This window comes from Candidatus Nitrospira bockiana, assembly GCF_965152565.1.
In genome coordinates, this window is record NZ_OZ224215.1 from 3,700,264 (window position 1) to 3,721,549 (window position 21,286).

Annotated in this window: 27 protein-coding genes; 15 read left to right on the forward strand and 12 right to left on the reverse strand. The window is 65.3% G+C overall.

Annotated features, from left to right (window positions below; translation table 11 throughout):
• Positions 1 to 37: 37 nt before the first annotated feature.
• The 9 genes from ACWHYV_RS18105 to ACWHYV_RS18145 form a co-directional block, all read right to left on the reverse strand.
• A complete protein-coding gene (locus tag ACWHYV_RS18105) occupies positions 38 to 1,093 on the reverse strand; it encodes a hypothetical protein (protein WP_447977887.1) in 1,056 nt (351 codons plus the stop codon).
• A gap of 68 nt (positions 1,094 to 1,161) precedes the next feature.
• Positions 1,162 to 1,650: a hypothetical protein gene (locus tag ACWHYV_RS18110; protein WP_447977888.1), complete on the reverse strand. Its 489-nt coding sequence runs from the start codon at positions 1,648 to 1,650 to the stop codon at positions 1,162 to 1,164.
• Positions 1,647 to 1,784: a hypothetical protein gene (locus ACWHYV_RS18115; protein WP_447977889.1), complete on the reverse strand. Its 138-nt coding sequence runs from the start codon at positions 1,782 to 1,784 to the stop codon at positions 1,647 to 1,649. Before ACWHYV_RS18115 ends, ACWHYV_RS18110 begins: the two co-directional genes overlap by 4 nt.
• A 40-nt stretch (positions 1,785 to 1,824) precedes the next feature.
• Positions 1,825 to 2,199, reverse strand: coding sequence for a hypothetical protein (locus ACWHYV_RS18120; protein WP_447977890.1), 375 nt, complete (start codon positions 2,197 to 2,199; stop codon positions 1,825 to 1,827).
• A gap of 26 nt (positions 2,200 to 2,225) precedes the next feature.
• Positions 2,226 to 2,849, reverse strand: coding sequence for a hypothetical protein (locus ACWHYV_RS18125; RefSeq protein WP_447977891.1), 624 nt, complete (start codon positions 2,847 to 2,849; stop codon positions 2,226 to 2,228).
• An 8-nt stretch (positions 2,850 to 2,857) separates the two neighbouring features.
• Positions 2,858 to 3,202, reverse strand: coding sequence for a PilZ domain-containing protein (locus ACWHYV_RS18130; protein ID WP_447977892.1), 345 nt, complete (start codon positions 3,200 to 3,202; stop codon positions 2,858 to 2,860).
• Between the two features lie 43 nt (positions 3,203 to 3,245).
• The gene (locus ACWHYV_RS18135) at positions 3,246 to 3,605 is read right to left on the reverse strand and encodes a hypothetical protein (RefSeq protein ID WP_447977893.1); all 360 of its coding nucleotides are present in this window, start codon (positions 3,603 to 3,605) and stop codon (positions 3,246 to 3,248) included.
• Positions 3,606 to 3,615: 10 nt separating this feature from the next.
• Positions 3,616 to 3,939 carry a hypothetical protein gene (locus ACWHYV_RS18140; protein WP_447977894.1) on the reverse strand — a complete coding sequence of 108 codons (324 nt, stop codon included), beginning with the start codon at positions 3,937 to 3,939 and terminating at the stop codon, positions 3,616 to 3,618.
• Positions 3,940 to 3,965: 26 nt separating this feature from the next.
• Positions 3,966 to 4,241 (reverse strand): hypothetical protein, encoded by a 276-nt coding sequence (locus tag ACWHYV_RS18145; protein ID WP_447977895.1) that lies wholly within the window; start codon positions 4,239 to 4,241, stop codon positions 3,966 to 3,968.
• A 161-nt stretch (positions 4,242 to 4,402) separates the two neighbouring features.
• Here ACWHYV_RS18145 and ACWHYV_RS18150 point away from each other — a divergent pair, with 161 nt between their 5' ends.
• The 9 genes from ACWHYV_RS18150 to ACWHYV_RS18190 all read left to right on the forward strand — a co-directional run bounded on the left by ACWHYV_RS18150 (position 4,403) and on the right by ACWHYV_RS18190 (position 13,627).
• On the forward strand, positions 4,403 to 5,293 hold the full coding sequence (locus tag ACWHYV_RS18150; protein ID WP_447977896.1) for a polyprenyl synthetase family protein: 891 nt from the start codon (positions 4,403 to 4,405) through the stop codon (positions 5,291 to 5,293).
• Positions 5,294 to 5,370: 77 nt separating this feature from the next.
• Positions 5,371 to 6,357: a hopanoid-associated sugar epimerase gene (gene hpnA, locus ACWHYV_RS18155; RefSeq protein ID WP_447977897.1), complete on the forward strand. Its 987-nt coding sequence runs from the start codon at positions 5,371 to 5,373 to the stop codon at positions 6,355 to 6,357.
• A 67-nt stretch (positions 6,358 to 6,424) separates the two neighbouring features.
• A complete protein-coding gene (locus ACWHYV_RS18160) occupies positions 6,425 to 7,252 on the forward strand; it encodes a carotenoid biosynthesis protein (protein WP_447977898.1) in 828 nt (275 codons plus the stop codon).
• 138 nt (positions 7,253 to 7,390) lie between these two features.
• A complete protein-coding gene (locus ACWHYV_RS18165; protein ID WP_447977899.1) occupies positions 7,391 to 8,506 on the forward strand; it encodes a c-type cytochrome in 1,116 nt (371 codons plus the stop codon).
• 121 nt (positions 8,507 to 8,627) lie between these two features.
• Positions 8,628 to 9,023, forward strand: a complete 396-nt coding sequence (locus ACWHYV_RS18170) for a phage holin family protein (RefSeq protein ID WP_447977900.1) — start codon at positions 8,628 to 8,630, stop codon at positions 9,021 to 9,023.
• A gap of 43 nt (positions 9,024 to 9,066) precedes the next feature.
• On the forward strand, positions 9,067 to 10,866 hold the full coding sequence (locus ACWHYV_RS18175; RefSeq protein ID WP_447977901.1) for an ATP-binding protein: 1,800 nt from the start codon (positions 9,067 to 9,069) through the stop codon (positions 10,864 to 10,866).
• Positions 10,867 to 11,028: 162 nt separating this feature from the next.
• The gene (locus ACWHYV_RS18180; RefSeq protein ID WP_447977902.1) at positions 11,029 to 11,400 is read left to right on the forward strand and encodes a hypothetical protein; all 372 of its coding nucleotides are present in this window, start codon (positions 11,029 to 11,031) and stop codon (positions 11,398 to 11,400) included.
• A 179-nt stretch (positions 11,401 to 11,579) separates the two neighbouring features.
• Entirely contained in the window at positions 11,580 to 12,815 is a 1,236-nt protein-coding gene (locus ACWHYV_RS18185; RefSeq protein ID WP_447977903.1) for an ornithine cyclodeaminase, read from the forward strand.
• Positions 12,812 to 13,627: a dimethylarginine dimethylaminohydrolase family protein gene (locus tag ACWHYV_RS18190; protein ID WP_447977904.1), complete on the forward strand. Its 816-nt coding sequence runs from the start codon at positions 12,812 to 12,814 to the stop codon at positions 13,625 to 13,627. Before ACWHYV_RS18185 ends, ACWHYV_RS18190 begins: the two co-directional genes overlap by 4 nt.
• A gap of 92 nt (positions 13,628 to 13,719) precedes the next feature.
• Here the strand turns inward: ACWHYV_RS18190 and ACWHYV_RS18195 are convergent, their stop codons facing one another.
• Positions 13,720 to 14,079, reverse strand: coding sequence for a zinc-ribbon domain-containing protein (locus ACWHYV_RS18195; RefSeq protein ID WP_447977905.1), 360 nt, complete (start codon positions 14,077 to 14,079; stop codon positions 13,720 to 13,722).
• 119 nt (positions 14,080 to 14,198) lie between these two features.
• Positions 14,199 to 14,867: an outer membrane beta-barrel protein gene (locus tag ACWHYV_RS18200; RefSeq protein WP_447977906.1), complete on the reverse strand. Its 669-nt coding sequence runs from the start codon at positions 14,865 to 14,867 to the stop codon at positions 14,199 to 14,201.
• 182 nt (positions 14,868 to 15,049) lie between these two features.
• Between ACWHYV_RS18200 and ACWHYV_RS18205 the strand changes: the two genes are divergently transcribed.
• Positions 15,050 to 16,054 carry an NAD(P)H-dependent glycerol-3-phosphate dehydrogenase gene (locus ACWHYV_RS18205; protein ID WP_447977907.1) on the forward strand — a complete coding sequence of 335 codons (1,005 nt, stop codon included), beginning with the start codon at positions 15,050 to 15,052 and terminating at the stop codon, positions 16,052 to 16,054.
• A 3-nt stretch (positions 16,055 to 16,057) separates the two neighbouring features.
• Entirely contained in the window at positions 16,058 to 16,888 is an 831-nt protein-coding gene (gene larB, locus ACWHYV_RS18210; RefSeq protein WP_447977908.1) for a nickel pincer cofactor biosynthesis protein LarB, read from the forward strand.
• 23 nt (positions 16,889 to 16,911) lie between these two features.
• Here the strand turns inward: larB and ACWHYV_RS18215 are convergent, their stop codons facing one another.
• Positions 16,912 to 17,448 (reverse strand): hypothetical protein, encoded by a 537-nt coding sequence (locus tag ACWHYV_RS18215; protein ID WP_447977909.1) that lies wholly within the window; start codon positions 17,446 to 17,448, stop codon positions 16,912 to 16,914.
• A 228-nt stretch (positions 17,449 to 17,676) separates the two neighbouring features.
• Between ACWHYV_RS18215 and larC the strand changes: the two genes are divergently transcribed.
• From larC to ACWHYV_RS18235, 4 genes are read left to right on the forward strand one after another with little or no spacing between them, the layout of a single operon-like run.
• Positions 17,677 to 18,891, forward strand: a complete 1,215-nt coding sequence (gene larC / locus ACWHYV_RS18220) for a nickel pincer cofactor biosynthesis protein LarC (protein WP_447977910.1) — start codon at positions 17,677 to 17,679, stop codon at positions 18,889 to 18,891.
• On the forward strand, positions 18,888 to 19,886 hold the full coding sequence (locus ACWHYV_RS18225; protein ID WP_447977911.1) for a sodium:calcium antiporter: 999 nt from the start codon (positions 18,888 to 18,890) through the stop codon (positions 19,884 to 19,886). Before larC ends, ACWHYV_RS18225 begins: the two co-directional genes overlap by 4 nt.
• A 13-nt stretch (positions 19,887 to 19,899) precedes the next feature.
• Entirely contained in the window at positions 19,900 to 20,982 is a 1,083-nt protein-coding gene (gene pdxA, locus ACWHYV_RS18230) for a 4-hydroxythreonine-4-phosphate dehydrogenase PdxA (RefSeq protein WP_447977912.1), read from the forward strand.
• A 1-nt stretch (position 20,983) separates the two neighbouring features.
• Positions 20,984 to 21,283, forward strand: coding sequence for a hypothetical protein (locus ACWHYV_RS18235; RefSeq protein WP_447977913.1), 300 nt, complete (start codon positions 20,984 to 20,986; stop codon positions 21,281 to 21,283).
• The last annotated feature ends 3 nt before the right edge of the window (positions 21,284 to 21,286 follow it).

The following is a 21,286-nucleotide window of genomic DNA, read 5'->3' on the forward strand; positions in this document are numbered from 1 at the left end:
CAGGCCGCGGCCGGCGCGAGTCCGGCGCAGCATCGGGTCATGGGAAAGGTGGGAGCGGTGCATACACCATGGGAAGTCCCAAGAGGCTCTCGAGCCACCCGTCCATCTCCTCGTCGGGAAGCGGCGCCCGGTTCAGCCTGGCCTCGATCTGGAATGTCCCGTCGGCTCCGACGATGCCGATGATCGCCGATGCGTCCTCGGCTGCGGGCAAGAACGTCTGCGTCGGGAACTCGCACAGCGTGGCATAGAGGCGCCCCGTCGGCGCGATCGCAGCCAAGACGTCCGGGAGCTCGTCCAGCGGGCAATGGGCCGAACAGCGATAGGCGCTCCTGAATTCCGGGTCGATCGCCTGAAACTCCATGAGCGCCTCTTCGGTGAAGCCGGTCAGATAGGCGCGGACGGTCGTCGGCTCCGGATGCGTCGCCGCCAACCGGCTCGCAGGAACGAGAAACTCGAAGGCGTCGGACGAATTGTACTCGAACTGGCACGGCCCGAAGGCATCCGGCCACGAGCACAAGAGCGCCACGCCCGGCTCCGCCTCGACGAGGACTTGCCGGCGGTCCTCTCTCACCGTGAGCGGGAGGTCGAGGAGGTCGATCGCCTCACGAAACGCCAGTTCCCGATCCGCCACCCATCGAGCCCGCTCCCCGTCGCGCCGCGTTTCGCCGGGCGTCACTACTTCCGTCGTATGGAGTCGGACCCGGACGAAGGCATGGGTATGCCGAAAGCCGAGCCACAGCATCGCGCGAGGGAGGATCGTGGCGAGCGGCGTGCGGATGCTCCAGGGGTGACTGACGGAGCAATAGGTCGCGGCTGATCGATGGCGCCGATACAACGTGTGGAAGGCGCCGGCGAGGAGAAAGAAATCCCCCTGCCAGCCGTCTCGGATCTGGACGAGCGTGACGTCCTCGATCGGCCACGGGTCGAGCTCATCGATCTGGTCCGGCGCCTCGACGAACCACTCCTCGATATAACAGATGATGTCCTTGGCGGGCGCCGCGGGGCTGAGCCCCAGCTCCGCAAGATGCTCCCCGACGGCCAACACTTGATGAAAATCGAGCGCCTGCCGTGATTCCCATCGCCGCTCGCGCATTCACGACGCCTCCCCGGGCGGCCGATCGATGGAGCGTGCCCGCGTCACGTCCGGGTCCCTCCGCCGGGTCACCGCACCCGCCAGGTGCGGTGCTCGACCTTGGTATCCGCCATCAGTCGATCGAGGCTTTCCTTCATCATGGTATTGAGGGCGGCTTGGACGTCTCGGTCATTGAACACCACCACCTTCTCCCTCCGCGCGCCCTGGAGCGTCATCCGCTCCGGGTCGCCGTTCGGATGGGCCACCTTCAGCGAGACGAGCATCTTGGTCTCGATGATGGTGGACCCGGGACGACTGACGGCGTCGGCGGCGAACTCCTGAACCCGCCCGCGAATCGTCACATCAGCCGGCGGCTCCTGGCCGGACTGCTCCACGGTCCGAACGTCCACGTCCCAACCTTTTTGTTTCAGGTAGTCGGCCATGAACTCGGCGACCACCTGGCCGGGATTGTCGCCCCAGACCTTGTACAGGGTCTCTCCTCCACCCGCATGGACCCGTTTCCCGATCGTGCCCTTCTTTGCGCGCCCGTCTTCGAATGGGACGATGACGGCCTTCAATCGATCCGTTGGGGCCGCCGCGTCGCCCGGAGACAACCGGACCGCCCGGGGTACAGCATGACGGTGTCCCCCGTCCCGCACACCCCCAGCAGCAGGGCAAGCCCCACGGCAATCCAGACCCGTCGATCGCGCACGATTCCTCCTTGGCAAGGGATCACGAACTCGGTCGGCCTCCTACGTGCGGACCTCGACCGGTTTATCGGCCGGCCACCACCGTACCCGGGACTGGCATTGGGAGACGGCGGCCAGCAGCACCGCCACGACGAGGATCAACAAGACGGCCCTCGTGCTGCCGGGGAGCGCCGAGTCGGACAGGGGCGGTACGTCCCGCCGGCAGAAGCGACAGACGACGGCCGATGGCTGAATCGGTTCCGCGCAATACGGACACCGCCGCCGCCTCGCCGGAAGCACGAACAGCAAGAGCCCTGCGAGCGGCGTGAGCAGCAGCGCCAGGAAGAACCAGGCGATCGCCGAGCGTCCGAACTCCCGCCGGGCCAGGACGCCCACGGCCACGGCGAGCAGAGTGTATAAGCCGAACCCGATCTCCATGTCCTCCGCCGCTCATTCCTCACGGCTCACGCCCGGACGACGGGCAACAGGGCGCGAAAGGCCTGCACGCCGGCGTCCACCACCCGCCCCTCGGCGACGAGCGGATCGTCATGCGCTACGAACCGTCCCAGCTTGAAGAACGAGCGCCCCGAAAGCACGGCCGAGACCTGCGACTTCCGGTCGTGGGTCAAGGGCAGCGTGTAGCCTTCTCCCGTGTTCCATTCCCAGGGACTCGGCCCGAGTGAAAGCGTCAGGTCCTGGCCAGCCACCGCATGATACCGATTGATCAGATTCTGCTTGTACTCGAGGAGCCGGTCGCCTTCCAGGATCCATGCGAAGGTGAAATGGTGCCCCCACCAGAAGAGTGTCCGAAAAGTGAACTTCTGACCGCCGTCGAAGTGCTTGGGGAAATCCAGATACTGGTAGGGGAAGTCCTCGAGGTGCTCGCCTTTGACGAACTGGTGTTTGGCCGGGTCGAATCCCGGCGGCGCGAGAAGATCCACGCCGCTGAGCTCGGCTTGCAGACGTCGATGGAGCTGCTCCAGGAGGCCCCGGACTTTTTTCATGATCCGCGCCTTGGCCGGAAAGAACTGCTCGTCGCGGATGAGGCGGAGCTCCTCGGGCGTGAACATGGTCGCGGCGTCCGACATCCGACTGCTCACGTCGTGCCGGGCGGTGGCCCGGACGGGCGGCTCTCCAGCTTTTTGACCACGGCACACAACCGTTTCCACTCGGCATCGGCCATGTCCAGGAACTCCACCCCGAACTCCGCTCGTTGCGCCCACCGGATCGCGGCCCGTGCGATGCGAAGTGGGCCGCCGGGCTCGTCGCAGCGGACATCGAGTTGGACTTCCGCGCCGACCTGAACCGCCGCGTCGCTGCGCACGCGGCAGCCCCGCACCGACAGATCCACCACTTCCCCCTCCCCCTGGAGACGATTGACCGAGGAGAATGAGCTGGAGAAGCGGACCGGGAAACGTGGATCTCTGCGTTGTTCTTTCACCCCGTCACCCGCCCGGCGCCGCCCGCCGCGCTCAGTCGCATCCTCACCGCTGATGCGTCTCGAACACGGCGACGCGCATCGTGAAGAGGCGCCGGCACTCGGCGCACCGGAATTCCGCCGTGTCCTGCATGACGTCCAGAGCCGATACCCCGAGCGCGGCCCGGTGCGCGTCGGCGCATGCGCTCAACCGCGAGACCGCCGCCTCCCCGGTTTCTTCCACCGGCTCGTTCTGGCCCGGCAGCCGGGTCGCGAGCGACCGAAGGGTCAGGCGGTGCGACAGTTGGCAGGAGCTACAGGATAGCAGCAGGTGCTCGGGAGGCGCCAGCTTCTTGACGCTCAAGCACAGTGGATGGATGGAAAAACACTGCTGGACGAACGCGCCGCTGTTGAAGATCGGCGACATGCCGAGAGCGTCACGCGGCGAGACGGGCGAGCGCAACCAACGCCAAGCCGCCGATGGCGTAGGGAACCACGCACGAATAGGTCAGCGTCCTGAGCCGGTCCTGGAGGGAACCGTCGGGCTCACGCGCCGCCTGCTCTTTGTAGATGAATTCATAGCCCAGGACGACGAGCGTCAGCGTGAGCGCCATGACGCGGCTCGTCCTCGGCCAGGTGTAGATCCCGCTGAGCAGGAAATCCACGGTGAAGAAGCCGCTGACGAACAGGAGAGTCGGCGCGATGACGAACCGGACGAGACCGAAGAGCCGGCCGTGCCAGACAAGCGACGCCTTGTCCACCGGCCGCTCCGACATCCCCTGATGGATCACGGCGCCACCGCAGCCCGGACGTCCCCCGACGCGACGCCCGACGTCTGTCCTTCACAGACCTTGCACACGCGTGGTCGTTTCTTGAGGAAGGACACGGAGCCGCTCGCGAGGCAGCTATAGTGCACGAATTCATTGCACACCGTGCACCGAGCCCACCCGCCGCGGAACAGCGTCACGTTTCGGTAGAGGCCCTTCTTACACACCTTGCACGTCCGGGGCTCGATCCCCAACAGCATCGGCTCCCATTCGCCGCCAGCCTTCCGAATGCTCATAGGGCGCGAGTATACTGAAGCGACCGCCCAAATAACAAGCACGGCCCCGCTCACACCATGTACGGCGCCGACTCGCTCCGTGGTTTGACACTTCGTCGACCCCTTTGTTACTCTCCTGCGCCGTTACGGACCTCTTGGCACCCGGGTGGAGCAGCGCGAGCGTGGACATCAGCGGATACCTCGAAGAGCAGCGCGAGCGGGTCGATCGTTTCCTCGAACGGATCATTCCGGACAAGACCGTCGAGCCGGCCGCCCTGCATGACGCCATGCGGTACAGCCTCTTTGCCGGCGGCAAGCGGGTGCGCCCAATCCTTGCCATTGCCGCCGCCGAATCGATCGGACGACCGCCCGCGGCCCTGCTTCCCGTCGCCTCCTCGCTGGAATTGATCCACACCTATTCGCTGATCCACGACGACCTTCCCGCCATGGACGACGACGACTATCGCCGGGGCAAGCTGACGAATCACAAGGTGTACGGCGAAGCCATGGCGATTCTCGCGGGAGACGCCCTGCTGACGCTGGCGTTCGAGATCTGCAGCCGCGCGGATCTGATGGACGGCCTCGATGCCTCCCGCCAGGTCCGGGTCATCCATGAGTTGGCCGTCGGCTCCGGGCACCTCGGAATGGTCGGAGGTCAGGTCCTCGACATCCAGGCGGAGAACAAGGACATCGATCTGGCCTCTCTCCAAACCATCCATGCCCGCAAGACCGGCATGTTGATCCGGGCGGCCGTCCGAATGGGGGCGATCGTCGGTTCGGCGACGGCCGACCAGTTGGACCGGTTGACGGGCTTTGCCGAAGACATCGGCCTGGCGTTCCAGATCGCCGACGACGTGCTGAACGTAACCGGCACGCGCGAGCAACTTGGCAAGAACGCCATGACCGACGCGCAACGAGGGAAGAAGACGTACCCCACCTTCTATGGCGTGGACGGCGCCCGCAAGCTCGCCGACGAATGCGTGTCCCGCGCGATCGCCCGATTGGGTCCGTTCGATGCCAAGGCCGACCCCCTGCGGGAGCTCGCACGGTACATCACGTCCAGGAAGAATTAATGATGAGTGCAGAGTGATGAATGATGAATGGAGGAAGTTCTCCCTCACTCATCACGCTGCACTCATCACTCTCTTCTATGAAGGTCCTCGTCACAGGAGCCACGGGGTTCGTCGGCGCCGCGGTGGCCCGGGCGCTCGTGAAATCGGGCGTGGACGTGCGGGTGCTGGCCAGACCGCAGAGCGATCTCACCAACCTCGAGGGCCTGCCCGTCGAGCGCGTATCCGGCGACCTGCGTGACGCCGAGTCGCTGCGCCGGGCGCTGTCCGGCTGCCGGCAGCTCTACCATGTCGCCGCTCATTACGCGCTGTGGGCGCAAGATCCCGCCGTCTTTTACGACATCAACGTGACCGGCACCCGAACGCTCCTGACGGTGGCCCGAGACCATGGGGTCGAACGGATCGTCTATACAAGCACGATCGGGGCGATCGGCTTACCGGCCTCAGGCGGCGTCGGGACCGAGGACACGCCGGTCTCGCTGTCGCAGATGGCCGGGCATTACAAGCGCTCGAAGTACCTGGCCGAGCAGGAGGTGCTGAAGCTCGCGCGCGAAGGGCTGCCCGTGGTGATCGTGAACCCGTCGGCGCCGGTCGGGGAAGGCGACGTCAAACCGACGCCGACCGGTCAAATGATCGTCGATTTCATGAAGGGCCGGATGTGGGCCTACATCGATACCGGCATGAACCTCATCGACGTGGACGACGTGGCGGCCGGCCATCTGCTCGCCATGGAACGCGGGCGCCTCGGCGAACGGTACATTTTGGGCCATGAGAACCTCTCGCTCCAGGAGATCTTCCAGATCCTCAGCCGGCTCACCGGGATCGCCGCGCCTCGGGTGAAGCTTCCCCGTCAGGTGGTCCTGCCGCTGGCCTACGCCAACCAATGGATCGCCGATCGGCTGACACATCGGCCTCCCCGTATTCCGTTGGAAGGCGTCCGGATGGCCAAGTACCGCATGCATTACGACTGCAGCAAGGCGGCCCGTGAGCTCGGTCTTCTCCGGACCCCCGCGGCGACCGCGCTGGAAAAGGCGGTACGCTGGTTCCGGGACCATGGCTATGCCTGACCGTCGCAATGCGATGCGGATGAGCTGAGGCTGGAGACGTCACCGGATCCCGCTGCGCCCTCTGTCTATGGATCTGCCCGTCTTGCTCGTCAAAACCATCGTCCTTCGCCCGTACGTGTTCGTGTTTCTCGCCGTCTTCCTCGTCCTGTCCGGACAGTTGCTCGGCCGGCCGCGGACGTTGATCTTCTTTGCAATCGGCTGGGTCACGGCCTTCGCGTGCGAATTCTCCTCCACGCGAACCGGCTTCCCGTTCGGCTGGTATTACTACACCGGCTCGACGGTCGGGGAAGAGCTGTACATTTCCAACGTCCCGTTCATGGACTCCCTGTCGTTCACCTTTCTGCTGTATGCGAGCTACTGCCTCGCCTTGCTCTTTCTGCTGCCCGCCGCTCCACCGCAGCCCGGGAAGCGGGTGCTCCGGCTGCGTTTCGACCGCGACGCCCGCACGTCCACGCCGGTCCTCCTCGTCACCGCCCTGTTCTATGTCTTCATCGACGTCGTGATCGATCCCGTGGCGCTGCGGGGCGACCGTTGGTTCCTCGGGCAGATCTACGGCTATCCCTCTCCGGGCGTCTACTTCGGGGTGCCGCTCGCGAACTTTCTCGGCTGGGCCGTCGTCGGCCTGATCGCGCTCTCGGGATATTTCGTGGCGGACCGGCTCCTTCCCGCCCTCCCCTGGGAGACACGGCATCTGACGCAGACGACCGGGAAGGTCCTCTGGGGATGCGGCTTGTATTATGGGGTGCTGCTCTTCAATTTGGCCGTCACCTTCAGCATCGGCGAGCCCTTGCTGGGGACGGCCGGCATCTTCATCTATCTTCCGATCACGGCGTTCGTGCTGCTGCGGCTCGCGGATCGGTTTCCGCCCTCGCCGACGCCCGGAATCTCGCAGTAGAGCCGGCACGCGATGCGGAGACCGTCGCGCCCGCCGAGCGATACCTGAACGGACCCGGCCGCCTTGTGCGCGTTCGTCATTGGCGCCCCGTACGTGAGAACGGTATACTGACTCAGTCGTTCACCTGCGGAGGACCGTATGGCCGAACAGCCGAGCGTCAGGAAGAACGTGCTCAAGAAAGGCATTGCTGGTCTCGTCATCGGGGGGGCGCTCGTCGGCGCGGCGGCGGCCCTGTCGTTCCCGCCGGTGTTCCAGGCCATGTTCTTCATCTATGCCATGCTGGGCGCCGTCGTGTTCATCCTGCTCGATTTACCTTCGATGCATCCCATGAGCGGGGTGAAGGCGATCGTCGGGTTGATCGTCTTTTACGTGATCGTCTCCACCCTGTATATCGGCGGAGCCTCATTGCTGCCGCAGTTCGATCCGGAGGATGAGAAGGGCAAGATCGAGAAACTCCTGCGCCCCAAGCGGGAGAAGGCGTTGCATGAGCAACAGGCGATCGACGAATCGCTCCGCCAGGCGAAAGCCCTCGAGGCCAAGATCCAAACGTTGACCGCCCGGCTCAACCAACTCGCCCCCGAGCCGGCCGCCTCCCGCGCCGGATCGGTCGTGCCGGCGGCGAGTCCCGCCTCGGGCTCCGATCTGATCACGCGCGGCCGCGAGGTCTACGAGCTGCACGAGTGCTACAACTGCCACAAGATCGGCGGGCAGGGCAGCGTGAAGAAACGCGGGCCCGTCCTGGACAACATCGGCAACCTGCTCACGATCGAAGACATCAAGAAAAAGATCTTCGACACCGCCTACCTGTACGCCGAAGGGTTCGAGAAAGAGCACAAGAAAGGTTTGATGCCGGACAAGTACAAGGAGTTGATGACCGAAGAGGAGCTGAATGCGCTCGCCGCCTACCTGAGCACGCTGAAGGACCCGTCCGTGGAAACGCCGAAACCGATCTTCGTGAAGACCAAGGTCGAGCACGGCTTCACCGTCTATGGGTATGTCCGCGACGGCAACGGAAAACCGGTGGGGGGCGTCGAGGTCCAGGCCAAGCCCCTGAAAGAGCACGGGCACGGGGGCAGTACCAAGACGAACGCCGAAGGCTACTACGAGATCTTCCTCCATCTGCACAACGAAGACGCGGGAACGAAGATCCAGGTCTCGGCCAAGGACGCGTCGAAGGAGATCGTGGCCAATTATGATCCGAACGACAAGGTGACCAAGCGGCAAGCGTCGGTGGATCTCTCGGTGGCATCGTGAGGGAAGTCAGAGTAATTGAGCAAGTGGTAATTGAGTAACTGAGGGATGATCCGAGGTGCCAAGGACTTTTCTCAACAATTACTGACTTACTCACTTCCCAATTACTTCTTGGTACTCCCCCATGCGCGGCCTTCTCATACGCTTCAGCGTCACCGGCCTGGCGGTCTTTCTGGCCAGCCAGATCGTCTCGGGCATCCAGGTGGACACGCTCAGTGCAGGACTCGCCGCCGTTCTGCTCCTCGCCCTCCTGAACGCCGTGGTCCGTCCCCTGCTCTACCTCTTGTCCCTCCCCTTCATCGTGCTCACGCTGGGGCTCTTCATGGTCGTCATCAACGCGCTCTTGCTCAAGCTGGTGGCCTGGCTGGTCGACGGTTTCCACGTCGCCGGGTTCTGGCCTGCCTTTTGGGGCGCGCTGCTGATCAGCGTCGTGAGCAGCGTGTTGAACCTGTGGGTGTCCGAACAGGGACGATGGGAAATCGTCGCCGAGCCGCGCCGGCCGCCCCGGGTCATCAATTGATCTGGTGCCCGTCGATTGCTAGAATGCCGCCCGAGGAGGCCCTATGCCGACGACAGCCGATGCGCTCGCCATCAAACAGACCACGCTTCAGCGGACCCTGACGTCGGCGTTGAACGAGCTGGGGCTCGATCCGGCCCTCGTTGCCATTCAGACGGCCGATAAGGGCGCCTTCGCCGTGCAGGTGATGCGCGGATTCACCCCGCGCGACGCGCAGGCGGTCCTGCGGGCATTGTCGTCCGAGGACTTGACCGCGTTGCTGCAGGAGACGCCCCCGCGGAGCGCCGAAAACGGCGACGTCAAGGCGCTGCGCTTGAAGATCATCACCCCGTCGGCCAAATCGCTGCTGGCGGTGCCGCTCCGATATCGGCAGCGCACGTACGGCATCGTCGTGATGGCCAGGAAAGAGTCGGCCGCCTTTTCCAAGAAAGAGAAGGCGCTGTTGGATGCGACGGCGACCGACATCACGAAGGCGCTCGAGCGCGCCTCGCTGTTCGATCAGAGCGTCATCTGGAGCCGGCCCCTCGTCTCCCATGAGCCCGTTCCCGCTCAGACGCTGGACGCGTTTGTTCCCACGTCCTACGCGACGCCTGAGATGCAGGAGCGCATCGCGGGGCTGCTCAACGAGAGCGCCGCGACGATCCCCTTCGACCGCGCCTGGGTCACCCAGTACGACCCGATTGCCGGCGTGGTGGAAGTCCTGGGGATTTCCAGCGACGGTAAAGGCGACAAGAAGGATTTAAAGCCCGGGCAGCGCCTTGCGCTGGAATCCTCCGCGTCGGGCTGGGCCGTGCGCCATCGGAAGCCGCGCGTCGACCACGATCTGGCCTCGACCCAAGGCCGATTTCAGGATCACAAGCACCTCTACAAGGATGGGTTCTTGTCGGCGATGGTCATTCCGTTCTTCGTGCGCGGTCAAGTGGGCGGGACCCTCACGCTCGCCTCGAAGTCGCCCATGCAGTACAGCCTGCAGGACGTGCGGACGTTGGAGCCGGTGGTCGGGAAGATCGTCGAGCTGATCCAGTCCGTCTCGTCCGCCGCACTGCACGCCGCTTCCGAGGGAGCGTCCGGCGACCCGCAGCACCCGGTGTCGGCTCCCGTGCCGTCCGAGCCGATGATTCGAAAACAGGAGCGGCAAGCGGCCCTCGGGGAGTTCAGCGCTTTCTTGGCGACCGAGGTGCGGGAGCCGCTCGCGTCGATCCATGCCCAACTCGAGGAAGTCACCTCGCCGGGGATTCTCGATTTCGACTCCCAAACCCGGGTGGAGAACGCGCTGCGCGATCTGATCCGGGTGGAGGCGATTCTTCACGAGATCCTCGATTTCGCCAAACCGCTGGAGCTGAACCGGCGGCTGCACCGCATCACCGAGATCATCGAAACCGCCTTGAACGTGGTCGCCACGGACTTGGAAGTCAATCGCATCGTCGTCACCAAAGAGTATGCGGGCTATCTGAACCCGGTGCGGTGCGACGAGGCGAAGCTGCAGCAGGTCTTCTTGAGCATCTTCAAGAACGCCTTGGAAGCCATGAGCCCCGGAGGGCATCTGGAAATCGAGGTGACCCAACCGAAGGGGAGCCGTCAGGTCCAGATCACGATCAAGAACGACGGCGTCCCGATCCCGACGGAACACGTGGGGAAGGTGTTCGAGCCGTTTTTCACCACCAAACGGGCCGGCACCGGCCTCGGGTTGGCGACGGTCAAGAAGATCGTCGAGGAGCACCAGGGCCATATCTCGATCGCGAGCGGCCCGGGCCAAGGCACCGCCGTCATCATCAGGCTCCCCGCCCAGCAACGACCGCCTTATCGCGGCCGAGCCCGCGGTCGTCGCCCGCCGCGAAGGCGTTGATTTACCGAGCGGGACAGGTTGATCTGCCGACCAAGCCTCCCGTGGCGAGACGCCCGTATGACTCTTGACAGAGATGGGGAAGGCCGTTAAGATGCCGCCTTGTTCGACCTTATCCGAGGCCTTGTCATTCGTATTCACCCTCTTCTTCAAAGGAGCGGATCTATGAAGACACTCTTGAGTATGGCGGCTGGCGTCGGTGTCGTCTTCTCACTGTCGTTGGTCTTTGCCAACCCGGCGTTGCTTCCGAAGCATCCCGGGTATCCGGGAGCCAACGCGCAGAGCCCGGTCAATGGACAGTCGACGTCCAATGATCCGGGGCAGACCAACCTGGGCGGAGAGAAGGCGCTTGTGGAAGCGGCTGAGAAGTCCGGCCGTCACACGGTGCAGAGCCTGAAGCCGGAAACCGGCCGGGATGCGATCGTGAACGAGAACGGCGCCGGTCGCGTGCCGAAACACCCCGGCTACTACGACTACAAGATCGAGCCGCCGGTGAACTCGGCGACCAAAATCACGGGCGAACGCAAGATCAACTAGCTCGATCCGCTCTCGATCAAGGGGAGACTGCACGGCAGTCTCCCCTTTTTTTATTTTCCCACTGTGTGTTCCCGCCACACGCCGCGATCCTCTCTCCTCTTCGAGCAACAGAGTCGACCGGGTGGTATCATGAGGAGGGCTTGCGGCATTCTTATCGAAGCAGCTCATTCGAGGACGCCATGCATCCCGCACAAGAAACCGTCATCCTCCAAGGTCACATCATCGATTCGCTGATCCTCGCCAAGGTCCTGGACACGATCCTGATGATGGGCGGCGCGTTCGACCTGAGCGACGTCCAGATCGGGACTACGCGGGAGCAGCCGTCGCGGGCCACGATCACGGTACGCGCGGGTTCTCCCGGGCTGCTCGACGAGATCCTCCACGCCATCCAGTCGCACGGCGCGGTCGTCGCCCGCGAGACCAACTGCACGCTCGAGCCGGCCCCGGCGGACGGCATCCTGCCCGATGCGTTTTATCCGACTACGCACCTGCCCACACAGGTCCGCCTCCGCGACCGCTGGATCGACGTGCAGTCCATTGAAATGGATCTCGCGATTCGCGTGGATCCGGATCGACTGACGGCAGCCGCGATCCCGATGGCCGACGTGCGCCGCGGAGACCGGATCGTCACGGGCCGCGAGGGGGTGCGCGTGCTTCCGCTCGCACGACCGCAGGAGCGGGACGTCTTCGGGTTCATGGAGGCCCAAGTCTCCTCGGAGCGCCCCCACACACCGATCATTCAGGACGTCGCACGCCGCATGCGCGCCATCCAAGAGGCCGGCGGGAGCGCCGGGAAGGTGCTGTTGGCGGGTGGTCCGGCCATCGTCCACTCGGGCGGCCGGGACGCTTTGACCTGGCTCATCGAGTCCGGGTTCATCCACGTCTTGTTCTGCGGGAACGCGCTCGCGGCGCACGACATGGAAGCGCACCTGTTCGGCACGTCCCTGGGTTACGGCCTGGCGGCAGGCCGAGCCGTCCCGCACGGTCACGAGCACCATTTGAAGACGATCAATCGGATTCGGGCCATCGGCAGCATCGAACGGGCCGTCGAAACCGGCGTCATCACCCAAGGGATCATGGCGGCCTGTGTGCGGCGGGGGGTTCGGACGGTGCTGGCGGGGACGATTCGCGACGACGGCCCGCTCCCGGGCGTCATCACGGACAGCGTGCAGGCGCAAGCGGCGATGCGTGCCGCGTTGCCCGACGTCAAACTGGCCTTGCTCGTCGCCTCGACGCTTCATGCCGTGGCGACCGGCAACCTGCTTCCGGCCACCGTGCCGACGGTCTGCGTCGACGTGAACCCCGCCGTCCCGACGAAGCTGGCGGACCGCGGCAGTTTTCAGGCGGTCGGACTCGTCATGGACGCCGCGTCGTTCTTACGCGAGCTCGCACGCGAGCTGGGGTGGAAGGCATGAAGCGATTCCTCGTCTGCCCTCCGGATTACTTCAGCATCGAGTACGAGATCAACCCGTGGATGCACCGGTCGATCGCCGCGAATCGGGAACGGGCCCGCGAGCAATGGACCGGCTTGGTTCACGAGCTGGAGGCCGTCATTGGGGCACGGCTGGAACGGATGGAGCCGGTTCCCGGCCTGCCCGATATGGTGTTCACCGCCAACGCCGGCGTCGTTCACGGGGAAGTCGCCGTGCCAAGCCGCTTCAGGCACCGGGAGCGGCAAGGCGAGGAACCGCATTTCGAGCGCTGGTTCCGTGAGCACGGCTACGAAGTCGTCCCGTTGGAAGCCGGCCTGTATTTCGAAGGGGCCGGAGATTTGCTGGGGTTTCCCGATGTATGGTTCGGCGGCTATCGCCAGCGAAGCGACGTTCGGGCCTACCTGGCGCTGAGCGAGGTCTTCAGTCGAGAGATCATTCCCGTGGAGTTGGTTGATTCGCGCTTCTATCACCTCGATACCTGCTTCTGTCCGTTGTCGGGCGGCGAGCTCCTCTACTATCCACCGGCCTTCGACCCTTACGCACAAACGGTCATCGCCGATCGCATCGGCAAAGACCGCCGGATCGCCGTGGCCGAAGCCGATGCGCTCACGTTCGCGTGTAACGCCGTGTGTGTGGGCCGCCACGTCATCCTGCCCGAAGGCTGCCGCGACACCATGCAGCGCTTGATCGAGCGCGAGTACATCCCCCATCCGCTCCCCTTGGACGAATTCAAAAAAGCCGGTGGATCCGCCAAGTGCCTGACGCTGGCGCTCGACAGCTCCCCCGAAGCGTAGCCCCCGGCTCATTGCCTCTCTTCTCCATTTCCTATCCCGTACGACGATCCAATCCCCCTACCACCTACCCCCATACCCCTTATCCCATATCCCTACTCCTTACCGCTCCTGAATAACCATGAGAGATACAGACCGGTGACGGCGATCGTGAACAGCTCGACGGTCAAGAGCAGCCGGCTGACCACTCCAACATCGCCGCTCGACGTCACCGGCGGATTCAGGATGAAGTGAAACCCCAAGAACTCGGGAGGCTGGTGGGGAGGCGTCTCCCACGGGGGGACGATCAACCCGAGCACGAGCAGCGCCGCCATGCCGTAGAGAATCGGCAGGTTCAGCTCCTCGCGTGCCGTGGACGGGCGGAGCGTGCTCTCGGGATGAACCGGCAGGCCGCAGCGGGTGCAAAAACGGCTGCTCTCGGGCAATGGCTGTCCGCAGGATCGGCAGGCAGACATGGGATCCGCTAGCGCGACAGGTCAAGGGCGATCGTAACGCAGGGAGAGGGAAAGCGGAAGCCCCAGGGAGGAACGGGACGTTGGGGAGGAGCCGGACGGCTTCCTAGCCGGCAGTTCTTTTAGAAGTGATAGCCGATGCCGACCGCGACATGGATCGGATTGTACGTGTTCGTGGATCCATTCAACCCTGCGCTCGGATCGAACTTGATTTGGACCCGCTGATACTTGGCCTCTCCGAAGACCGCGATGTTTTCGGTCACCATCCAGCGCAGCCCCGCCAGCGCATTGAGACCAAAATCGGTCCCGCTGACGCTCCGGTCGAGTGTGCCGCTTCGAACATGCGATCGCGAGAAGAACGATCCCACGCCGACCCCGACATAAGGCTGGAGGATTTCACCCGGGTAGCGGGCGACGAGGTTGGCCGCGACGGTGAGGACGCTGATCCGCGGAGGACCTGAATTCGTCCCCGTGGTCGTCGTCCCGTCCGGCTTGGTGGTCGTCACCGTTTGCTGCTTGACGTTCGGCGTCGTATTGAACACCTCGGCCTCGACCCCCAACCAGGGGAGCGTCTCGAAGTAGTGCCCGAGCTTCAATCCATACATGAATGAGTTCTGAAGCTTTAGATCCGACAGCTTATCGCCGTTGGAGACCTCGACGTCCCTGAAGCTCCCCGGAAAGGTCACCCCCGCCTGGCCGGCGATGTAGGTCTCGGCCCCGGCGCGTCCGGCAGCCGCGCCCGCTGCAACCAAGACCCCTAGTGTCAGTGCAACGAGTCGTGTGTGCCTCAAGGTCGCCTCCAGGTTGGGAGTGTTGCCTGATCGAGTGCTCTTCAGTGTAGCGGACGCGCAGCCATTGTCCAGTGCCGAGCGGACCCCGGACGGCGTGCCGTGCGCTTTGACAGCCCGGAGAGGGGCCCCTATAATCCGACCGCTTTCGAACGGCGCACAGGATGCAAGATCGGCGGGGTGGAATGCAAGTACTTTCCGTTATCGGCGCAGGCGCATGGGGCACGACGTTGGCCCGCCACCTGGCGGAGCCATCTCATCCCGTCCGCCTCTGGGCGTACGAGCCGGAGGTCGCCAGGGCCATCAATGACACACGTGAGAATACGTTGTTCCTGCCCGGGGTTCGGCTCCCGACCTCGCTCACGGCGACCCACGCGCTCGAAGAGGCGGTGGCGGGCAGCGACGTCGTCGTGTTCGCCGTTCCGTCGCACGCGGCCCGGTCGGTGCTCATCGGGCTCGCCCCGCTCCTGTCGAAGACGGTCCCGATCGTCAGCGCGACGAAAGGGATCGAAGAGGGAAGCCTGAAGCTCATGACCCAGGTGATGGAAGAAGTGCTCCCGTCCCGTGTCCATCGGGCGCTCACCGTGCTGTCCGGGCCGAGCTTCGCGGCCGAGGTGTGCCGGGGCAAACCGACCGCCACGGTCTTGGCCGGCGAGGACGACGGGCTGGTACGGCGACTCCAGAACGTCTTTATGACGCCGGCCTTTCGCGTCTACTCGGGCCGCGATGTGCTGGGCGTCCAACTCGGCGGCGCGCTCAAGAACGTCATGGCTCTGGCCGCCGGCGTCGTCGACGGCCTGGAGCTCGGCCACAATGCGCGTGCCGCGCTGATCACCCGGGGGCTTGCGGAGATGATCCGTCTGGGAACGGCGATGGGCGCCGACCCGCGGACGTTCTACGGGTTGTCGGGGGTCGGCGATCTCGTCCTCACCTGCACCGGTCCCCTCAGCCGCAACTACACCGTCGGCGTGAAGCTGGGACGCGGGGAGTCGCTCACGGATATCTTGAAGGGCACGCAGACGGTGGCCGAGGGGATCCACACGTCGAGGGCGGCCGCGGGGCTGGCGGATCGGCACGGCGTCGAGATGCCGATCGTCCACGAGGTGCACGCCGTGTTGTTCGAGGGCAAATCGCCGCACCACGCCGTGGGGCATCTGATGGAGCGCGCCGCCAAGGAAGAAGGCGGTTGAGAGATGAACCGGGCGCGCCTCAGGAAATTGCTCGACGACGTCAAGCACGGGGCCCTCAGCACCGAGGACGCGCTGGAGCGGCTCCGCTCCCTCCCCTACGAAGACCTCGGGTTCGCGTCCGTCGATCATCACCGCACGATTCGGCAAGGGTTCCCCGAAGTGATCTTTTGTGAAGGAAAGACCCGAGACCAAGTGACGGCCATCGCCCGCCGCCTGCTGACCAGCGGCGCCCCGTTACTGGCGACCCGGGTCGATCCGAATGCCGCACGGGCGCTGCTCCGACTGGACCGCCGCGCCGTGTACCATGAATCCGCGCGCATCGTCACGATCGAGCGGGGAACACGGCCGCGGGTCGGCGACATCCTCGTCGTGACGGCCGGGACCTCGGACATTCCGGTGGCGGAGGAAGCGCGCATCACCGCCGAGGTCATGGGCAGCCGGGTCGAGACGCTGTACGACGTCGGGGTGGCGGGGATTCACCGCGTGGTCAGCCGACACGAACGGCTGTTGCGCGCCCGCGTCGTGGTCGTCGTCGCCGGCATGGAGGGGGCCCTCCCCAGCGTGATCGGAGGCCTGGTGGACAGCCCCGTGATCGCCGTGCCGACCAGCCGGGGGTATGGCGCGAGCTTCGGCGGGTTGGCGGCCTTGCTCACGATGCTGAACTCGTGCGCCGCGGGCGTGGGGGTCATGAACATCGATAACGGCTTCGGGGCCGGCTGTCTCGCGCACCGGATCAACGTGATGGGAGAGGCGCCCGCCCGCCCGAAGGACGTCGGGACGCTGGGGCGAAGGCGGAAGGGGCAGCGGAAGGACGGCAAGGATGCCGGTGGATGAGGGGACCGACTCCTAAGCGGCCGCTATTTGATCACGACCGTTCCACGCTTGGGCCAAGAAACCATGTGCGTCCGAGGGCCCGCTTCGCTCATCGCCAGCAGCTTGGCTCTGATCTCGTAGGTGTACGCGCCGCTCGCCGCCGGTTGTCTCGCCTGATCGAGCCCATCCCACGTCAAGGTGACCTCGACCCGCGGCTTGGCCTCGTCCTGTCCGCGGGGGGCGGTGGACACCCCCTCGGTATCCGGCTCGATGGGTTGCCGGCTCGAGAGGAAGCGCATCGACCGCTTGGAGGGCGAGCTGATCAACGACGAGACTTCCAAGAGGACCTCGGGTCCGAGATCACGAGGCAGCTCGATCTCGATGGTAAAGTCGAGCGTTCCGTCGCCCGCGGTGTAGGAGGCCGGCGAGAGTGAGACGGAGACGATGCGAAGCTCGGGCGGGACGGCCGGCGCGGCCCGGCGCTTGGCGGCAAGAGGGGCGGCCTCGAAAACGGGAACGACGACGAGCGCGAGACCAAGAAGAAGGAGGGCCAGGCGAATCAGCGCGCGCGGTCGAAACATACACCGCCCTGCGGGAAGACCCGCGACTCCCGCAAGTCCCCGGCAGACGGCCGCTCGACGACACGGGCTGGGTAGAGAGCCATGACGAGATTGTGCATCGAGGCTGAACAAACGGCCTGGTGGATATCACAGCGCCCCGGCACTGTCAATTGAGATCGTGCTCACACCCGAGCCTTTTGGTCGGCCTGATGGTTTTGTTAAGATGACCGGCCGGTTTTCAGGCACGCTATGGCACATCTTCACTTCGATTGTTTTTCCGGCATCAGCGGCGATATGACGCTGGGGGCGCTGGTGGACGCGGGCCTGCCGCTCAAGTCGCTCGCGCACGCGCTCAAGGATCTCCGGCTCGACGGCTACCGGCTGCGGGCGAAGTCCGTGACCCGGGGAGGTCTCGAGGCCACGAAGGTCGATGTCCAGATCGACCGTGGATTGGCACGCCCCCTGTCACTCTCCCGAATCGAACGACTGATTCGCGAGAGCGGCCTCCCGCAGAGGGTCAAAGACCAGGGTCACCGCGTGTTTCGCCGGCTGGCCGAGGCGGAAGGGCTGGCGCACCGCGTCCGGCCGGCCGACGTCGTCTTCCATGAAGTCGGCGTCATCGATTCCCTCGTCGACGTCATCGGGTCGCTGCTGGGATGCCACCTGCTCGGCGTCACGCGGGTCACCGCTTCCCCGGTGAATTTGGGAAGCGGATTGATCGACTCGTCTCATGGCACGCTGCCGGCGCCCGGCCCCGCCGTGGCCGCCTTGTCCCGCGGCCTCCCGGTGTACAGCGCCGGCCCGGCTCGCGAGCTGACCACGCCGACCGGCCTGGCCCTGCTGGCCACCTTGACCGCCGAGTTCGGCCCCCTGCCGCTGATGCGGCCCCAGGCGATCGGCTACGGCGCCGGCTCCGCGGATCCCGCCGGTTGGCCGAATGTGCTCCGCGTGTTTCTCGCCGCGGACCCGCCCGTTGAAAGCGGCGAGCGGGACACGATCGTCAGGATCGAGACGAACATCGACGATCTCACCCCTCAGGTCTATGAGACCGTCATGGAGCGGCTCTTCGCGGTGGGCGCCGTCGACGTGACGCTGACCGCCGTGATCATGAAGCACGGTCGTCCCGGGATCGTCTTGACTGCGCTGGCGCCGCCGCCCAAATCCGGCGCCGTCGTGGAGGCCCTGCTCCGCGAGACGAGCACGATCGGGGTGCGGGTGCAGGAGATCGCGCGGTGGGTGCTCCCGCGACGCAGTGAGACCGTGCGGACGCCCTCGGGGCCGGTGAGGATGAAAGTCGTGGAGCTGGGTCAGGGGCGCACGAAAGCCTCCCCCGAATACGTGGATTGCAGGCGCATCGCAGAGCAGACCGGACGACCGGTGCGTGAGATCCTCGAAGAGGCGGCGCTGGCGTGGGCGCGGCTCGGGCGCGACGGGAAACGAAGCGGGAGCAAGCCCCGAGCATGACGGTCCTCCTCTATGTGCTGATGTTCGGCGCCTCCGTCGTGATCACGCTCGGCGGCTGTGCGCTTTTCACGAACGGGATCGAATGGCTGGGCAAACGACTCAAGGTCCCGGAAGGCGCGGTCGGCAGCATCTTCGCCGCGGTCGGGACGACGCTGCCGGAAACCTCGATCCCCATCATCGCGATCTTCTTCGGCACCGGCCGAGAGCGGACCGAGGTCGGCCTCGGCGCCATTCTCGGGGCGCCGTTCATGTTGAGCACGCTGGTCTTGCCGATCTTGGCCGGCCTACTCCTGCTCTACGGGCGCATGGGGAAACGCGCGCCGACGTTCAAGCTGAACTACCGCGAGGTGCGGGTCGATCTGGCGTTCTTTCTGGTCGCCTACGGGCTGGCGATGGCGTGCGTCTTCGTGCCCGTCACCGTCTTCCGATACGCGGTCGCCGTCGTGCTCGTGCTGATGTACCTCATCTACATGAAGACCAAGTTCTCGGCCGAGCATGGTGACGCCCTGGACCTCGAGCCGCTGTACCTGGCCCGCCGATCGGCGCGTCCATCGTATACCCTGATCGCCCTGCAAGGCGTGCTCGGCCTGCTCGGTCTCGTCGGCGGCGCTCATCTCTTCGTGACCGCCGCGAAATCGATGGCGGGCGAGCTCAATGTGTCCCCGCTGCTGCTGGCGCTGCTGATCGCCCCGCTCGCGACCGAGCTGCCGGAGATGTCCAACAGCTTTCTCTGGCTGTACCAGAAAAAGGACACGCTCGCGGTCGGGAATGTCACCGGAGCCATGGTGTTTCAGGGCACGTTTCCCGTCTCGGTCGGGCTGGTTGGAACCAACTGGGACTTGACGCCGTCAGCCCTCGCCGCCATGAGCCTGGCGTTGCTCGCGGTCGGATTGAGCTTCGTTCAGTTGCTCGGCAGCGGCCATTGGCGGCCGTGGCTCTTGGGCGGCACCTCCGTCCTTTATCTGGCGTTTACCCTCTATCTCTATGGCTCGTGAGCCGGGGGCCATCATGTCGAAAGACCGTCCAGCGCATCGACGGGCAGCCGGTTCACACGGCGGTCCGTCGCGCAACCGCGGGCAGAAGCCCATCCTCGCCTTCACGATGGGTGACCCCGCGGGGATCGGCCCTGAGGTGACGGCGAAGGCGTTCGCGTTGCCCGTACTTCGCCGCCTATGCCGGCCGCTCGTGATCGGCTCCCTCCCGGTCATACGACAGACCATCGCCGGCCTTCGCCTTCCGCTCACGGCCGTCCCTGTCTCGGGGCACGAGTCGCCGCTCGGACGACCAGGGATCATGCCGGTGCTCGATCCGCTCGAGCGTCCGCTCGGGTCATTTCGGATGGGTGCCGTGTCGGCCAAGACCGGTGCGGCGGCCGTGGCCTTCATTCGGAAGGCGGTCGAGCTGGCGGAGACCGGATGCGTGGACGCCGTCGTCACCGGTCCGATCAACAAGGAAGCGATCAATCGGGCCGGGTACTCGTACCCCGGCCATACGGAGCTGTTGGCGGACCTGACGAAGAGCCGGGACGTGGGGATGATGATCGTCGGCGGACCGCTCAAGATCCTGTTCGTCACGACCCATGTGGCGCTTCGCGCGCTGCCGGACGCGCTCGACGCCGACCGCATCACCCGCTCGATCCGGCTCGCCGACCGGGCCATGCGCGAATTCTATGGTCTCGCGGCCCCTCGGATCGGCGTGGCGGCCTTGAATCCGCACGCCGGTGAAGGCGGGCTGTTCGGCGAGGAGGAGCGCCGTCATATCGGGCCCGCCGTCGCGCGGGCGCGGCGTGCGGGCATCGACGCCTGCGGCCCGTTGCCCGCCGATACCCTGTTCGGCAAGGCGGCGCGCGGCGGGTACGATGCCGTCGTCGCCATGTACCATGACCAAGGGTTGATCCCGTTGAAGATGGTCGCCTTCGGGAGCTGTGTCAACGTCACCGTCGGCCTTCCGCTCATTCGCACCTCGGTCGATCATGGAACCGGCTTCGACATCGTCGGCAAGGGGATCGCCGATTGCAGCAGCTTGATCGAAGCCGCGACGCTCGCGGCGCGGTTGGCTAAGACGCGGGGGGCGGGCGGGAGGAAGGAGTAAGATGCCGGAGCCGGTGAGCGCCGCGGAGATCATCCGCCGGCAAGTCGAGGAAGTGGACAAGATCTATCGGCAGGCCACCGAAGACCTGAACACGGTCCGCGCCGGGGAACACGTGAAAAGCTGGAAGCAGCGCACGGCCGTCCTGCTCGCGCAGCACGTCGGGCAGCCCGAGGCCCGGCAGTTTTCCGCCCTCTCTCCCGGCCGGTCCTTCACCAACGACCTGCTGGAAGAGCTGTCCGACGAGATCGAGGTGTACCGGAGCTTTCTACAGGCCCTCCTCAAACGGCACGCGGGCAGTTGAGCG

Bases quoted from the DNA above. Each gene is read 5' to 3' on its own strand.
- hpnA (WP_447977897.1), top strand. From the start codon at position 5,371: ATGAAGGTCCTCGTCACAGGAGCCACGGGGTTCGTCGGCGCCGCGGTG.
- ACWHYV_RS18205 (WP_447977907.1), top strand. From the start codon at position 15,050: ATGCAAGTACTTTCCGTTATCGGCGCAGGCGCATGGGGCACGACGTTG.
- ACWHYV_RS18105 (WP_447977887.1), bottom strand. From the start codon at position 1,093: ATGCGCGAGCGGCGATGGGAATCACGGCAGGCGCTCGATTTTCATCAA.
- ACWHYV_RS18185 (WP_447977903.1), top strand. From the start codon at position 11,580: ATGCATCCCGCACAAGAAACCGTCATCCTCCAAGGTCACATCATCGAT.
- ACWHYV_RS18235 (WP_447977913.1), top strand. From the start codon at position 20,984: ATGCCGGAGCCGGTGAGCGCCGCGGAGATCATCCGCCGGCAAGTCGAG.
- ACWHYV_RS18225 (WP_447977911.1), top strand. From the start codon at position 18,888: ATGACGGTCCTCCTCTATGTGCTGATGTTCGGCGCCTCCGTCGTGATC.
- ACWHYV_RS18125 (WP_447977891.1), bottom strand. From the start codon at position 2,849: ATGTCGGACGCCGCGACCATGTTCACGCCCGAGGAGCTCCGCCTCATC.
- pdxA (WP_447977912.1), top strand. From the start codon at position 19,900: ATGTCGAAAGACCGTCCAGCGCATCGACGGGCAGCCGGTTCACACGGC.
- ACWHYV_RS18165 (WP_447977899.1), top strand. From the start codon at position 7,391: ATGGCCGAACAGCCGAGCGTCAGGAAGAACGTGCTCAAGAAAGGCATT.
- ACWHYV_RS18120 (WP_447977890.1), bottom strand. From the start codon at position 2,199: ATGGAGATCGGGTTCGGCTTATACACTCTGCTCGCCGTGGCCGTGGGC.
- ACWHYV_RS18170 (WP_447977900.1), top strand. From the start codon at position 8,628: ATGCGCGGCCTTCTCATACGCTTCAGCGTCACCGGCCTGGCGGTCTTT.
- ACWHYV_RS18215 (WP_447977909.1), bottom strand. From the start codon at position 17,448: ATGTTTCGACCGCGCGCGCTGATTCGCCTGGCCCTCCTTCTTCTTGGT.
- ACWHYV_RS18175 (WP_447977901.1), top strand. From the start codon at position 9,067: ATGCCGACGACAGCCGATGCGCTCGCCATCAAACAGACCACGCTTCAG.
- ACWHYV_RS18145 (WP_447977895.1), bottom strand. From the start codon at position 4,241: ATGAGCATTCGGAAGGCTGGCGGCGAATGGGAGCCGATGCTGTTGGGG.
- ACWHYV_RS18180 (WP_447977902.1), top strand. From the start codon at position 11,029: ATGAAGACACTCTTGAGTATGGCGGCTGGCGTCGGTGTCGTCTTCTCA.
- ACWHYV_RS18160 (WP_447977898.1), top strand. From the start codon at position 6,425: ATGGATCTGCCCGTCTTGCTCGTCAAAACCATCGTCCTTCGCCCGTAC.
- larC (WP_447977910.1), top strand. From the start codon at position 17,677: ATGGCACATCTTCACTTCGATTGTTTTTCCGGCATCAGCGGCGATATG.
- ACWHYV_RS18190 (WP_447977904.1), top strand. From the start codon at position 12,812: ATGAAGCGATTCCTCGTCTGCCCTCCGGATTACTTCAGCATCGAGTAC.
- ACWHYV_RS18135 (WP_447977893.1), bottom strand. From the start codon at position 3,605: ATGTCGCCGATCTTCAACAGCGGCGCGTTCGTCCAGCAGTGTTTTTCC.
- larB (WP_447977908.1), top strand. From the start codon at position 16,058: ATGAACCGGGCGCGCCTCAGGAAATTGCTCGACGACGTCAAGCACGGG.
- ACWHYV_RS18195 (WP_447977905.1), bottom strand. From the start codon at position 14,079: ATGTCTGCCTGCCGATCCTGCGGACAGCCATTGCCCGAGAGCAGCCGT.